Genomic DNA, 14,999 nt, shown 5'->3' with positions numbered 1-14,999 from the left:
CCCCGCGCCCCGGTGTCTTTGTTTTGGACGTTGTAGCCCGGGTAGGCGGAGCGCACCCGGGGTTCTCGCGCCGTTTTCGAAAAGTCAGAAGCGTCTCGCCGCCCGCTGCGCGGGCCGATGCGACCTGCTTTTGTGGCGACTAAAGTAGGCAAAAGCGCTTTTCCCGCAATGGCGCCCGAGCTTCGCTCGGGTTCCCTGCAATGCTCGGTGCGGGCGGGGTCCGCTGAACTCGCTTCGTTCGCTTGCGCTCTCTGCGCTCGGACATGCAGCGGCGGATCGTGATGACAATCGTCCCGCCCGCCCCTGCGCTTCTCGGCGCCCTTGAGGGGGCTTGAACCCATTGCCGCGGAAGAGCAGTCGCCATCGCTGGCCTGTTGGAGACCGCTTGCGGGCGAAGGGTGATCCCGGAAGAAACCGTTCGCGCGCAAGCGCCCTCCAACAGGTGGGAGCGAGCGCGGGTTGGCCGTTGACTTGCTCGGCCGTCATCGCCGCCGGAGGCGCGGACCGGATGGCGGCGCTTGTGATGACAATCGGGGCCGTCGCAATGTCTGAGCGGAAGGAGGGCAAGCGACTGCAGCGAGTTCAGAGCCTGTCCCGGACTTGATCCGGGAGACCTCGCCGGCCGGGAGCACCGGAGGGAACCCGGCCGCAGGCCGGGCGGCGGTGTTCGCGCAGCGCGTTCGGGTACTTTTGTCGCCACAAGAGTACCTCGCCATCAGCCCGCGCAGCGGGCGGGCGAAACGCTTTTGACGTTGACCCTGGAAGTCGAATTCGATCCCTCGGGCAACAGCCGACCGCATCAGCCTGTGAAACGCCGTTGAAGATGCTGTTGAGGCGCGCCCCTCATCCATGCCGAGGCAACAACAAGACCATCACCCCCGATGTCGCACAAACCAACACCCGTGAATCCGTCGATTCCGTTCGAAGTCCTTCGGAATCGACCACCCCGTCCGGTCCTCGACGGCGAATTCCTCGGTCAGTGATCCATCCATCGAGAACGACCGCAGGTTGTTCGAGAAGATCAGGGTTCCGCCGGGTGCGAGCAGGCGCATGGCGGCGCGGATCAGGGTCGGGTGGTCGCGCTGGACGTCCAGCGTGTCGTCCATGCGCTTGGAGTTCGAGAAGCTCGGCGGGTCGAGGAAGACCAGGTCGTACGGGCCGGCTGCGCGTTGAAGCCAGCCGATCACATCGGCATGGACGATGCGGTTCGAAAGCCGATCGAGGCCGTTGAGGTCGAGGTTGCGTCGCAGCCAGTCGAGGTAGGTCTTCGACAGATCGACGGTGGTGGTCTCGGCCGCGCCGCCGACGGCAGCGTGGACGGTCGCCGCACCGGTGTAGCCGAACAGGTTCAGGAAGCGCTGGTCGCGAGCCTGCTCGCCGATCCAGCGGCGCACCGGGCGATGGTCGAGAAACAGGCCCGTGTCGAGGTAGTCGGTCAGGTTCACGGCAAGCCGCGCCGGGCCCTCGCGAACGGTCAGGAAGCGCCCGCGCTCGCCGTGGCGTTGGTACTGTTCGTGGCCCTTCTGCCGGCGCCGGACCTTGAACACCATGCGCTCGGGGGGAACCTCCAGCGCCTCCGGAATCGTCGCCAGCGCCGCGCGCAGCCGGGACCGCGCCTTGCCGGCATCGACGCTGGCCGGGGCCTCGTATTCCTGTACGTGCAGCCAGTCGCCGTCGTCGCTGCCGTAGACGTCGACGGCCAGCGCGTACTCCGGCAGGTCGGCGTCGTAGACCCGGTAGCAGGTGATGTCCTCGCGGCGCAGCCATTTGCCGAGGTTCTTGCGGTTCTTCGTCAGCCGGTTGTGCAGGTCCTCGGCCGCCGGCCCGTCGCCGCCGGGTGCGGCACCGAGCTCGAAGCGCTCCAGCCGGCACTCGATCGCCCCGTTGCGCATCGCCCAGGTCCGGGTCGGCTTCAGGCCGATCTCGCAGCCCGCGCCGTTCAGCACCACCGCCTCCCAGCCGGCGAAGCGGCGCTTCAGGGTGTCGCCCAAGCGGACATAGAGCGGCATCAACTCGTGTGCGTCGCCGATCCGCTCGCCGTACGGCGGGTTGGTGGCCACCAGCCCGGTCGTCACGCCCTTCGGCGGCGTGGCCTGGCCCAGTTCGCGTTTCTCGACGTGCACCCGGCCGCGCAGCCCGGCGCGCTCGAGGTTGCCGATCGCGGCCTTGATCGCGCGGCCGTCGCGGTCGTATCCGACGATCGGCGGAATGCCCGGAACGCCCGCCTCCTGGCGGTCGAGCGCCTCGTCGATCAGGTCCTTCCACAGCGCGTCGTCGTGGCCGCGCCAGCGCTGGAACCCGAAGCGGGTGCGCAGCAGGCCGGGCGCGACGTCGCCGGCCATCCAGGCCGCCTCGATCGGAAGCGTGCCGGAGCCGCACATCGGGTCGACCAGCCCGCCGCCCTCGGCCGCGATCCGGGGCCATTCCGCGCGCAGCAGCATGGCCGCGGCCAGGTGTTCCTTCAATGGCGCCTCGACCGTGTCCTCACGGTAGCCGCGCTTGTGCAGGCTGTCGCCGGACAGGTCGATCGACACCGTGGTCCGTGCGCGGTCCTGGTGGACGTGGATGCGCAGGTCGGGCGCCTTCGGGTCGACGTCCGGTCGAACGCCGGCCGTCTCCCGGAATCGATCCACGACCGCGTCCTTGACCCGCTGCTGGGCGAACCGGGCGTGGGTGATCGCCGGCTTGATGCCGGTGAAGTCCACCGCCAGCGAGCCGTCGGCGGCCAGGTGATCGGACCAGTCCACGGTCCGCGCGCCGGCATACAGCGCGTCGGCGTCATCGGCGTCGAACTCGGCGATCGGCAGCAGCACCCGGCCGGCGACTCGCGACCACAGGCAGATCCGGTAGGCGTTGGCCAGGCCGCCGCGAACCGCCACGCCGCCCCGTCCGGGCCGGGCCTCGACCGCGCCGAGCGCGTCGAGCTCCGAGGCGAGGAGGTCTTCGAGGCCCTGCGGGGCCGTGGCGAACAGCGTGGGGCTCATGGCGGGTCTCGAAACCAGCGATCGGAGAGGTGCCATGGTACCCGCTGACCCGCAGGCCGGACCGCTGCTTCGAACCCCACTTCGAATCCGCACAACACTTGCCACTTCAAAGCCGTTCGCGCTCCTTCGAACTCGGACACCCACACCACTTCCACCACTTCGAAGCCCTTCGAGGCCGGACACCCACACAACACTGACCCAACAAGAGTCGTTGATCTTCTCGTTCTCGAGGCCGGACACCCACACAATACTGACCCAACAAGAGCCCTTCGAGGCTGGACACCCACACGACACTGACCCAACAAGAGTCGTTGATCTTCTGGAGCTCACGGAAAATTGGCGCGGTAATTTGATCTGGATCGACCAAATATCCGCACGTTGGGTGCGCGCAGACAATTCCGGGCCGAAAAATGGCGATTTCACCGATTTCCGAGCACGACAAAGCGCCCGGCGAGGCGGGCAGGGTGTTTTTTTGGGCTCGGCTTAACCGAACAACAATGTAGCGGTCGCTCGACCTTTCAGAAACGTCCGCCCGAACGCCTGCGCGCAGTCCTTGAGCGCCTGCACCGGCCCGATCACGTTCGGCGCCCGGCGCTTCTGTGGCTTCGACAGGAACTCGACCACGCCCTCGGGACGAGCCTTCAGCCGCTCGAGGATCGGCGGCAGCCGGTCGTCGATCATGCCCTTCGTGCCGTGGGCGATCGCGCGGCCCGTCCAGTCGACCAGTTCCAGGTAGTCGGCGAGGGTGACGGGCAGGGCATTGTCTTCCCGCAGGCCCGACTCCGGCGCGAACGGGGCCAGCTTGCCGAGAGCGGCCTTCAGGTCTTTCGGTAGATCGTTCTTCTGTTCCGGGGCATCCTGGATCCGCGTCTCGATCACCCGCTGCTGGAGCGACGTGTAGTCGGATTCTTCCGACGTGGCGGCGATGCCGGCCCGGATGGGGTTCAGGTCGACGTAAGCCATCAGCGACAACAGCGCGGCCTCGTCCAGCAGCGCCTGGCTCTTGAATCGCCCCTCCCAGAACCGCCCGGTGACGTTGTCTTCCTCGTTCGCCATCCGGGCGATCGGCTCGTTCAGGCAGCGCATGAACCAGGAAAGATCGAACAGCCGCTCTCGGTAAGTCTTGATCCACTCCAGTGCCGCGGCCGCCTGCGCCTCGGACTGGCGCTGCCCGGCCAGCCAGTGCTTGACCTCCTTCCGCCCGCCGAACAGCCGCAGCCAGCGCCTGGCGACCTCGCGCTCGTCCCAGGCGATCGCCACGTCCTGCCGGATCGTCAGCACCAGGTGGACGTGATTGCTCATCACCGCGTAGGCGCAGATATCGACCGCGAAGATGTCGGCCAACTTGAAGATCCGCGCCCGGATCCAGTCCCGCCGATGCGAAAAGTCCCGGCCGGTGTCGCGATCGAAGCCGCACAGGAACTGCCGCCGCACGCAGCGGCTGACGACGTGATAGTGCGGCGTGGCATCGAGCGAGACGAGGCGGCAGCGAGGTTCGGGCATCGGGGCCTTCCTGAGCGAGTGGACGGTCACTCTAGGTCAGGCGACAGCGGCCTGGCATCGGAAGAATTGCTCGAATTCGTGTAGGTTATTTCCTACTGGGTGGGTGTCCGAGTTGTTCTGGGTGGGTGTCCGAGTTGTTCTGCTACTGGGTGGGTGTCCGAGTTGTTCTGGGTGGGTGTCCGAGTTGTTCTGCTGGGACAAGCCCGTAGGCTATCCGAATCGCTCAACCCACACAAAATCGCGAAGAGCCAAATTGGGAAAACGGCTCGAATTGTTGTAGGTTATTCCCTACGTGGTGGGTGTCTAAGTGGTTGCAGTCTCGGAAATGACGGGAGGAAAATTTGCGAACGGAGCGTTAACTGCTGCGATGCAATTTTCTGTAAAACAGGCTTTAACGTTTGATAGAGGCCTTACGGACGCTGAACGGACACGCGGAGCTCTGGCCAATGCAGCTTATGGAAGAGATCTGCCTAAGGGGTGGGAAATGCGCGAATGGTTTTTGAATGAAGAATCCGGCTTTCAAGCGATGCTGGTAATTAATGAGGAGCTAGGAGAGTCGGCGCTAGTATTCACAGGAACGAATCAGGGAATTGACTGGTTACATAATTTCCGTCAAGGACTTGGGATGGTTTCACAGCAATATGAGCAAGCTATGGCTTTGGGGTCTCGATTCAAAGATTCTGTTCACTATGTCGGGCAGAGTCTAGGCGGGGGCTTGGCGCAAGCGGCTGCCATCGCCGCCGGAGGAAGCGCAACAGTCTTTAATTCTGCGGGGGTCAATCCTCGTACGGTGCGTGGCCATGATCCAAGTAAAGCAAGCATCACTCATATCTATAGCTCTTACGATGTGCTGCAACCCGTGAACATCCTGACTCCGGGGAGAATCTATGGCGAACAAGTCCGCGTAGGCGCTGCTGGCTGGCATCCCATGCCGGATATGTGCAGAGGAATAGGATGCTGATCATGAATTCTATCCGCACTTTTGCTTTGCTAAGTTTCTGTGGGCTGGTTCTCCAAGGCTGCGCAAGCGCATCGGAACGTCCCATAATTTCAGATCGTCCCCCGACTGTCCGGGAGGCGTTGATGATTGACAAGCGCGAGATTTACAGTGGGCCTGGTGGGCGACGACTAGTTGATGCAATTGAAAGGAACGACTGCAGTGGAATAGCCGAGGTCATCAATTCAGGGACCCCAATTGATATTATTGGAGCAGCGAGCGTCACGCCGATATTTCTAGCGTTAAGGCAAGGCCGATTGAAAAGCTGGCAGTGCCTCTTGAGCCTTGGAGCCGACCCTGATCAGAGAGTAGCTAGTGTGCCGTTGATACATCATGCGGCCATCAGACAGGACATTCGCTTCTTAGAAACACTTCTGGACTCTGGCGCTGAGCCGAATGTGAGGTCAGGGCCACAAGGTAAGACTCCACTATTTGTGGCGCGCGCTGTAGGTCTTGAGCACGTTAGAGTTCTTGTTCAAGCTGGAGCTAACCCTGATATGAAGCTAACTCAGCTGTTTCAAGACTCCCTGTATCCAGTTTACGATCAATCACCAATATACGAGGCCGCTAGTCTTGGAGATCTTGACATCGTTGAGTATTATCTTTCTTTGGGCGTCGATGTGTGCGGAACTAACTCCCTAGGTGAAACTATTTCTGACATCTTGGATCGACTGTATGTGCAGAGCCTTGAACAAGAGCAGGTCATGCTGCTGCGCAACCTGAAACTCGACCTGAAAGAACAGATGGAAGATTGCTAGACTGGTCTGAGACTGTTCGAGCAAGTACGTTGTAATGATGCCAATAGCATTTCTTCCAGTCGTTTTCCTATTTGACCGTACCCCTGTAATCCGGGCCATGTCCAATGTGGGAATTCTCTGCTAGTTTGACCTGAGAGGAGGACCCACGATGAAGCGCAAGCGCTACAGCGAAGAGAAGATCATTTCGATCCTGAAGGAGCACCAGGCCGGTGCATTCGTCACACACCGGTTCCGCCGATGAGAAACAGCCTTCACGGTGAGTCGGTCCAATCCACACACAAACTGACGGCGAACGCAGCGGCTGATGACGTGATAGTGTGGCGTGGCTTCGAGTGACACCAGGCGTGTTCGAGGAAGTGGCATGCGCTTGTCCGGACCTTGGAGTCTGATCTCAGCCTATTCGGCCGATCCAGACACCGCCATCGGGAATCCACCCCGAAATCGCGTAGGCTATTTCCTACAACGTGGGTGTCCAGTAGGTTTCTTAGTAGGTTTCTTCAGAATAAGCGATGAAGCAATGGAACTCGTGGCAGTAGTGGATCCGAGAATTCTTTAGCGGAGCCACATGGGTGTCTTGGCTGTTGATCGTGTTAGGGCTGGATCAATTAAGAATCTGCCTTACGCTCCTGTCCTTCGAGACCGCGCACTCTGTCGACTCTACGCCTTAACTCGGACAGGATTTCTAGATCTAGTCCTGTAAGCGTAACCTGATACTGCGCTTCCGCATGCTCTGCGTTGTACTTCTGGTTCGTGGGTGCGGGATAGATCAGAGCTGAAATTCGAAGAACGGTTAGTTCGGCAAGCCTTTCTTTGTGCCGGTCCAAGAGTACGTCTAGCCCTCTCGCGGTCATTGTATCTGCGAGTTTTGAGAGGTTATGTTTCGAGTTTATGACTTTGAGTCTCTCTTGCTCAGTGCGTGAGACATTCATCGCAAGACCCTTCATGTAGCATTCAATTGCGCAACACACTGCCAGCATTTCGCCCCTTTGCAGCGATGTCGGTTCGATAAGCACACCCTGAACGGTGTCTTTTTCGGGAAGGACTCTCCGTCGGTAATCGTGGAGCGCTAAATGTGTCTCGTAAAAGGAGTCTGCACGCAAGAACCAACCTTCGGGTGTGCGGCGTGCGGCTTCGAAAGCCTGGATAGTGGTTGGGTCAAATAGTTGCTCTAGATCGTCATCCATGCTTGCAGTCTAGCAACGAGGGCTAACCGCCCAAAGCGATTTCTCCTGTGGCGAGGATAAAGCAGAGATGTTGGAGCGCCCCACGCAACAGCTCGAACGTGCCCCTCTTGGCCCCACTGCGCCCCCACGACCACCCGACCCCCACTCAATGAGTCGCCTGACAGAAAACCCATCAATTTCAGAAAGATGGTGGGCCCTGCAGGACTTGAACCTGCGACCTACCGATTATGAGTCGGCTGCTCTAACCAACTGAGCTAAGGGCCCGGTACCCGGTCGGAATGCGCCGCGCCCGTTGCGGGCCCGGCGGAACAGTCATCAATCGGACTTTGCGCCGTCGCCGGTTTCCCTGGCCAGTGCTTCGGCATTCGGCGCGGTGATCATGGTGTCGGATTCGCCCAGCTGGCGTGCTTCCTTGCCCTGCATCTTCAGCTCGGTCTTCTTGCGTTCCTGGATGTAGCCCAGGTTGTTCTTGTACAGCTGCGCGACCTTGTCGACGCCGCCCGGGCCGAGGTAGCCCTCGTTGCCGGCGGCGATGAAGGTGGCGTAGATGCCCGAGGCGGCCATCAGCGCCGCCGAGACGATCTTGACGTCCTGGCCGCTTTCCTTCGACAGCTTGTTGGCCAGGTCGATGAAGGCCGCCGTGGCCTGGTTGTGCGCCTCGAGCTGCTTCTTCTGGTCTTCGTTCAGTTCGGTCATGATTCCGGTTCGGTTCGGTGCGAGCCGGGCAGGATAGCACGCGGTCGAACGCGCTCCGGCCCGGCCCGGGCGGCGTCAGTCCGCGTTGTCCAGGGCTTCGGTCAGGTCGCTGTAGCCGCCGGCGTTGACCAGCCCGCCGTAGCCGCGCTCGCGCATGGCCTCGACGACCAGTTCGGCCCTTCGGCCGGAACGGCAGTACACCACCACGGCCCGGTTCGGATCGTCGCCGAGAAACTCGGCGATGGCGTCGATCTGCCCGTGCGGGATGTGCGTGGCGTTCGGCGCCATGCCGGTCTCGGCGACTTCCTCGTCGGTCCGCACGTCGAGCGTCGGCACGTCCAGTTCGACCAGCCGGGCGGCCAGCTGCGGGTAGATGTTCGGGCCGTCGTCGGATGCGTCCTGAGCCATCAGCGGTGCGGCGAGCAGCAGCGCCAGCAGGGCGGGCAGGGCGATGCGGAGATTCCGTGCGATGCGCATGGTCGGACTCCTCGGCGGTGAGCCGGATGAGTGGGTTCAGCGGTCTATGATAAAGCTCAGGTCGGCGCCGGTGTCGCTTTCCCCTGACGTGGCCTTCAGGCCCCAGCGCTCGGCGAAGTCCCAGCGCGCGGCCAGCACGTTGCCGGTGTCGAACAGGCCGACGCCGTAGCTGACGAACACTTCGGGTAGCACGAAGAAGCCGACGTTGAACGCGCCCTGGCCGGCGGCGTGGTCGAATTCCGCGCCGGTCAGGACGTAGGCCAGGGCCTTTTCGCGACTGGTCGGCGGCGTGGTGTAGAGCTCGATCTCCGGGTTCTGCGCCGGGCCGCGGATTTCCACGCCGGCGAGCTCGACGATCGGGTCGCCGAAGATCTCGCGGGCCGCGGCGATGTTGAGCATCGGGTTGTCGATCGGGTTGCCGGTGAACAGCACCTCGCCGCGCTGGACGTCGAGGTTCTGGCCGTAGGCCCGGTAGGCGCCTTCGACGAGATTGATCTGTCCCTCCGCGGTCGGAATCGCCCGTTCGCCGGCCCAGCGCATGTCCAGGCCGCCGGTCAGGCGGGTGCGCATGCCGGCCGCTTCCAGCCGCACGTCGTCGCCCAGCCGCAGCGCGATCCGCCCTTCGATCGGTCGCGGCGCGGCCGGCGGTTCGGCCACTTGCTCGGCCTCGGCGCCGACCACGACCACGTCCGGCGATGGATCGACCCGTTCGGCCGTGCCGGGCGGCAGCCCGAGCCGGGCCCGGTCCACGGTGATCGTGCCGTTCAGCATCAGTCGCTCGGGGTCGAAACTGGCGCTGAGTTCGGGCGTGACCTGCAGCGTCAGCCAGTCGGCGTTGAACAGCGCCAGGTCCTGGCCGTCGATGCCGAACTGGCCGCGCCAGCCGCCTTCCCCGGGGGCCAGCTCGCCGTCGATCTGCCCGCGACCCTCGCCGGCCCGAAACGAGCCATCGAGGTTGCCGCCGCGCTCGTCGCCGACCAGCGTCAGTTCGATGGCTTCGAGATGGAGGCCCAGCGGGGCGTGCCGGATCCGGCCGTCGGTCAGCCGCGCTTGGCCGTCGATATCGGGGCCGAGCAGCGCGCCCTGGACGCGCAGCTCGGCATCGAGCCGGCCTTCCAGCGCGTCGAGTTGCGGGACCAGTCGGTTGAACGCGGCCAGCCGCGGGAGCGCCAGCTGCAGCCGGCCGTCGACGGTCGCGTCGGTCGGGCGGTGGATGTCGGGAATCCGCACCTCGCCGGTGATTTCGCTGAGGCCTTCGATCCGAAGCTCGAGGTCGGCGGCGGCGGTGCGCGGTGCCGGCGAGCGGACGGCCAGGTCGAGCGCATCGACGGTCAGCAGCGGGCCTTCGACGCCGAGCAGTTCGATGTCGCCGCGGCTCATCAGCAGCCGCCCGTCCACCGAGCGCAGGCCCTCGGCGTCCCAGCTCAGGCCGGCCAGGCCGCGCAGGTCGGCACCGACCGAGAATGCCGGATCCAGCGGCAGCAGCAGCAGGTTCATCGGCACGGCGTTGAACGCGACCCGGGCCTCGCCCTGGGTGCCGGCGTCGAGGCCGTTCAGGCACAGCCGCCCGGGGTGGCTCGGCGACCACAGGCACCCGGCGCCGATCTGCACGCGGTCGTCTTCCTGGACGATCGTCAGCGGCTGGCTGAGCTGCCATGGTTCGATCACGGTATCGCGAATGTCGAGGCGGTCGAGTTGACCGGACCAGCCGGCCGCCAGCGCGCCGCAGTCGGCGAATCCGCCGCCGGCGGCCAGGTCCAGCGTGGCGCGGGTGCCGGTGGTGAAGGCGTTGAACCGGTGCTGCTCGCAGTCGCCGGTCAGCGTCAGCTCGAGCCGGGCGAGTCGCTCCCATGGGTTCAGATCGACGTTCTCGGCGGTGACCCGGGCGGTTGCGGCCGGCCGTTCGCCCCAGTTCAGTGCACCGCGCGAGTTCAGCGCGGCTGCGCGGCGGCCGCCATACATCACTTCGCGGCCGGTCAGCGTCCAGTCCAGTGCGCGCTCGGGCGGCCGGACCGTCGCCTCGACGTTCAGCGTGCCGGCCAGGCCGGGCCATAGCTGGCTCAGCCGCGGTGCTTCGATCGCGATCGTCCAGGCGGTCGGATCCGGGCGCTCCACCAGCGCGCGATTCTCGCCCAGCGCCAGTTGCAGGTCGGCCGCGGTGACCTCGAACTCGTTGACGGTGATTTCGCCGCCGCCGCTCAGCGGCTGGCCGCGCAGTTGGCCCGACAGCGATTCGATCACGAGATCGGCCGTGGCCGAGGCGACCCGCAGCCGGGCGGTACCGTCGACGCGGCCCGGCAGCTGGGGCACCAGCGCGCCGGGATCGAATTGCTCCAGCGCCAGGTCCAGTTCGGCCGATCGCGGCTCGCCGAGGCCGGCGCGGCCGGTAAAGCGAAGCTGCCCGGCATCGTCGGGCCGGATCAGCCCCCGCTCGATGCGGGCCTGTTCGGTATCGCCGGTCGCGTCCAGCTCGATCCGGGTGCGCGGCTGTTCGGGCAACTGCAGCCAGGCGCCGAGCTCGGCGCTCCATTCCTCGAGCGTGCCGCGCCCCTGGAATTGTCCGGACGCGCTTCTGAACAGCGGCTCGCTGCCGTCGGTCACCGGCGGCCAGCTCAGGTCGGTCCAGTCCAGCGCAACGCTGGCGTGGCGGTCGTCGAGCCGGTAGCGACCCTCGCCGGTCACCTGCAGCGAGGTCGGCTCGGCGCGCAGGGCCAGGTCGCGGACGAGCACCTCGGTGTCGTTCAGTTCGGCGTCCAGCCGGCCCGCGACCCGGCCCTGTTCGGGCCACTCGGGGTACAACGCGCTGAAGTCCAGCCCGCTGAAGTTCACCGACGCGCTGCCGGTCGGACGCCCGGCCAGGTCGAGGCGGCCGGTGGCCGTGAGCTCGCCGTCCAGGGCATCGGCCCGGAGCGTGGCCTGGCCGATTACCCGGTCACCGCCTTCGGCCTCGACCGTCACACGCTGCACCGGCACGCCGCGCAGCGCAGGCTCGGCCGCGATGCGGCCCTGCCAGTCGGCCAGCGCGCCCTCGACGTCCACGGTGATCTGGTCGATCCGGCCGTCCAGGCCCGGCCAGCGCTCGATCGAAGCGCGGCCCTCGACGCGTCCGCTCAGCGCGTCGACGTCCGGCAGGCCGCGAAGCTCGGCTTCGAGCGTCCCGCGCACGCCGCCGCTCAGCGTCAGGCCCAGGTCGAGCGCATCGAGCGGGCCGGTCAGGGTCAGTTCGGCCGCCTGGTCGACCTCATCGAGCGCCGGGCGCAGCCGAGATGCCAGGTCCATCGTCCACGGCGCGTCGAGTCCGAGCCGGCCCGACAGCGTGGCGCGGCCGGCCGGGGCCTCGATCTCGAACCGGTCGAGTTCGAGCGCCTCGTGCGCCGACCCGGCCAGTGCGATCCGGTCGATCCGGATCGGTTCGCCGTCGCCGGCGGGCCGGATCGTCAAGCCGTCGACGCGCGCCTCGCCGACCGTGATCGGCACCGGTAGCCGGTAGTCGCCGGGCCGGAACGGTTCCGACGGCGCGTCCGGCGCGGGCGGCGGCGTCCGGATCTCGACCTCGCGCAGCGCCAGTCGGTCCACGGTGACCGGAAACGGCGGCAGCGGGCGGATCGCCACGGCCAGTTCCAGGCGCTCGGTGGCCACGCGCAGTCCGGCCTGCTCGAACACCGGGTTCTCCAGCACCACGCCGTCGCCGAGGTTGCCGTCCAGCGCCGACCAGTCCAGCCGCTCGACCCGCGACTGGACCTGGCCGAGCACGAAGCTGGCGCCGGAGCGGGTTCCGGTCAGCCAGCCCCAGGTCACCGCCGCGACCAGCAGCAGCACGACCAGAAGGGCGGCAAGGATGAGCAGGAAGCGCTTCACAGCAGTTTGGTCCCGATCGTGAAATGGATGCGCAGGTCGTCATTGGCCAGCGCGCGGGCGAAATCCAGCTGCACCGGCCCGATGACCGTGTACCAGCGTACGCCAACGCCAGTGCCGGCCTTCAACTCCGGGCTCTCCCAGTCGTTGAACGCATTGCCGATGTCGTAGAACGCGGCCACCGAGACGTCGCCGAACAGCTTGAACTCGTACTCGGCCGAGCCGACCACCAGGTGATTGGCGCCGTTGCGGTTGGTGCTCAGGTCTTCGAAGGCGTAGCCGCGCACGGTGCGGTCGCCGCCGGTGCGGAAGCGGAACGGATCGGGCAGCGAGGTGATGTTCAGGTCCAGCCGGCGCGGATCGTCGGGCAGGGCCAGGTCGAACTGCGTGGTATCGGCCGCGGTATAGCCAAGCTCACCGCGCAGCAGCAGCTTGTGACGCGGCAGGAAGCGCCAGTGCCAGCGCGCCGTTGCATAGCCCTGGGCGAAACTGACGTCCGAGCCCAGCCCTTCGGAGGCACCGAGCAGGCGAAGCCGGGCGTACTGGCCCTGCTGGGCGAAGCCCTCGCCGGACAGCCGGAACAGCGTCCACTCCGCACCGGCGGCCAGGGTCTGGGTGTCGGTGTCGAGAAACCGGCGCAGGCCCGGCGCGACCCCGAGCAGGGCCGATTGCTCGAGGCTCAGCGAGTCGGCCGAAAAGGCATCGAACTGCTCGCGCAGCACGGTCACGAACAGGTGCTCCTGCAGCGGGCTGAAGTCGTCGAACAGCAGCCGTTCGCGCAGCCGGCCGAAGGTCAGGCTGGCCTGGCGCCGGGTGCCGCCGAACGGGTCGAACACCGGCTCGATCCGGTCCTCGTCCTCGAAGCGGAAGCGGTCGCGTTCCTGCTGCAGGCGAACGCCGGCGGTCAGGAAATTGCCCGGCTGGCCGCCGAACGGTCGCTGATAGTCGGTCCGGAACACGAACTCCTGGTCGGTCTGCTGGGCGCCGAGCTGCATGTTCAGTCGATCGCCGCCGGCGCCCAGGTAGTGCCGCTGCCAGCCGAGCTGCGCGCGCACCCCGGTGTCGGTGCCGAAGCCGGCCTGGATCCGGTAGGTGTTGGGCGGCCGGGGCTCGGTGCTCAAGCGGACATCGACGGCATCGCGCTCGGCGTCGCGTCGGGTCTCGACGATCACGCTTTCGAAATAGCCGCTGCGCACCAGCACCTCGCGCTGGCGGTCGAGGTCGCCGCTGGCGTAGGGCGCCCCCGGCTCGAGCACGGTCAGCCGGCGCATCAGCTTCTCGGTGAAGGTCTCGTTCTCGGCCGCGATGTCGCCGATGACGTAGCGCGGCCCGCCGTCGTAGCGCAGATCGATCGAGGCCTCGTTGCGCACCGGCCGGACCTCGATCCGCCGATCGACATAGCGCGCCTCGAAGAAGCCGTGGGCATCGGCCAGTCCGTCCAGGCGGCGCAACTGCTGCGTCCAGGTCGGGTGGTGCAGAACCGTGCCTTCGGTCAGCGGCCAGTTCTCCCGCCAGTCGCGGAACGCCGGCAAGTCACCGGCCGGCCCCTCGATGGCCAGCCGGGCGTTCTCGATCCGCACCGGCTCGCCGGGCTCGATCTCGACCACCGCCTGCCACGGCGCGCCGTTGTCGGAGGACGCCGGCGGCTTCAGCCGCACCGCGATGCTCGGCGTGTAGTACCCGAACGGCTGCAGCGCGAGCTCGGCCTCTTCCTCGGCCGCATCGGCCCACTGGCGCAACCGCCAGACCGAAACGGTCTCCAGCGACTCGGCCCGGACCAGGCTCAGCGATGCACGCACGTTGGCCTGCAGCTCATCGCTCAGCCCGCGGATCTCGGTCGTCACCGTCGCTGCGTGCACAGGACCGGCCAGCCCGAGGGCAGCGGTCGCGAGCAGCACAAGCCTGTGAGAACGTGACATGCATCGACTGTAACGCGATCCCGTGTGGGGAAAGGTTAAAACGGGTTAAAGCCGGGCGGGAGATGCCGCTTGCTTTGCGGCGGGCGTTGGGCCGGTGGTCGGACCGCGCCCTGGCTCGCTCCGGCTGCGGGTTACATTGGCCCCGGATGCATCCTCGAAGCCAGGGCCGGGCCGGTGTGTCGCTGGTCGGCCACAAGCGGCTGAGAGGTGGTTTGCTTTCTTCGCGTCTTGCCGGAGCCCTGTCCGGCGGCTGTGCCGGGGTTCTGGCTACAAGCGTTTCGCCACGCGGACTTCGTCCGCTTTCTGGCGACCTACTTTTGTCAATCGCGACAAAAGTAGGCAAAAGCGCTCTTCAAAGGCGGCGGAACGCGCAGTGGCTTTCGGACTGCGTCGGTGGGCCGGTGGTCGGACCGCGCCCTGGCTCGCTCCGGCTGCGGGTTACATTGGCCCCGGATGCATCCTCGAAGCCAGAGCCGGGCCGGTGTGTCGCTGGTCGGCCACAAGCGGCTGAGAGGTGGTTTGCTTTCTTCACGTCTTGCCGGAGCCGTGTCCGGCGGCTGTGCCGGGGTTCTGGCTACAAGCGTTTCGCCACGCGCTTCGCGCTTTCTGGCGACCTACTTTTGTCA

The 14,999-nt window shown here is 65.8% G+C and carries 8 protein-coding genes and 1 tRNA gene; 2 read left to right on the top strand and 7 right to left on the bottom strand.

The annotated features are described in order from the left end of the window. Positions 1–872: 872 nt before the first annotated feature. Together rlmKL and HFP89_RS08615 are read right to left on the bottom strand one after the other, a co-directional pair. Complete coding sequence (rlmKL, locus tag HFP89_RS08620; RefSeq protein WP_168717255.1) at positions 873–2,984, bottom strand: bifunctional 23S rRNA (guanine(2069)-N(7))-methyltransferase RlmK/23S rRNA (guanine(2445)-N(2))-methyltransferase RlmL; 2,112 nt, start codon at positions 2,982–2,984, stop codon at positions 873–875. Between the two features lie 483 nt (positions 2,985–3,467). Continuing rightward, complete coding sequence (locus HFP89_RS08615) at positions 3,468–4,487, bottom strand: transposase (protein WP_168717254.1); 1,020 nt, start codon at positions 4,485–4,487, stop codon at positions 3,468–3,470. Between the two features lie 307 nt (positions 4,488–4,794). Between HFP89_RS08615 and HFP89_RS08610 the strand changes: the two genes are divergently transcribed. Then, positions 4,795–5,448, top strand: a complete 654-nt coding sequence (locus HFP89_RS08610) for a hypothetical protein (RefSeq protein ID WP_168717253.1) — start codon at positions 4,795–4,797, stop codon at positions 5,446–5,448. Positions 5,449–5,570: 122 nt separating this feature from the next. Next, positions 5,571–6,242 (top strand): ankyrin repeat domain-containing protein, encoded by a 672-nt coding sequence (locus tag HFP89_RS08605; RefSeq protein ID WP_168717252.1) that lies wholly within the window; start codon positions 5,571–5,573, stop codon positions 6,240–6,242. 1,371 nt (positions 6,243–7,613) lie between these two features. Here HFP89_RS08605 and HFP89_RS08600 read toward each other — a convergent pair. The 5 genes from HFP89_RS08600 to HFP89_RS08580 all read right to left on the bottom strand — a co-directional run bounded on the left by HFP89_RS08600 (position 7,614) and on the right by HFP89_RS08580 (position 14,373). Next, positions 7,614–7,690: transfer RNA gene (locus HFP89_RS08600), tRNA-Ile, on the bottom strand. A gap of 51 nt (positions 7,691–7,741) precedes the next feature. After that, on the bottom strand, positions 7,742–8,122 hold the full coding sequence (locus tag HFP89_RS08595; protein ID WP_168717251.1) for a DUF3144 domain-containing protein: 381 nt from the start codon (positions 8,120–8,122) through the stop codon (positions 7,742–7,744). A 75-nt stretch (positions 8,123–8,197) separates the two neighbouring features. Next, positions 8,198–8,599, bottom strand: a complete 402-nt coding sequence (locus HFP89_RS08590) for a rhodanese-like domain-containing protein (protein WP_168717250.1) — start codon at positions 8,597–8,599, stop codon at positions 8,198–8,200. Positions 8,600–8,635: 36 nt separating this feature from the next. Continuing rightward, positions 8,636–12,457, bottom strand: a complete 3,822-nt coding sequence (locus HFP89_RS16310; RefSeq protein ID WP_168717249.1) for a translocation/assembly module TamB domain-containing protein — start codon at positions 12,455–12,457, stop codon at positions 8,636–8,638. Beyond that, positions 12,454–14,373, bottom strand: a complete 1,920-nt coding sequence (locus HFP89_RS08580; RefSeq protein ID WP_168717248.1) for a BamA/TamA family outer membrane protein — start codon at positions 14,371–14,373, stop codon at positions 12,454–12,456. Before HFP89_RS08580 ends, HFP89_RS16310 begins: the two co-directional genes overlap by 4 nt. Between the last annotated feature and the right edge of the window lie 626 nt (positions 14,374–14,999).

It is taken from the genome of Wenzhouxiangella sp. XN79A (assembly GCF_012272825.1).
Taxonomy (GTDB): Bacteria; Pseudomonadota; Gammaproteobacteria; order Xanthomonadales; family Wenzhouxiangellaceae.
This window is presented reverse-complemented; position numbering and strand designations above follow the sequence as displayed.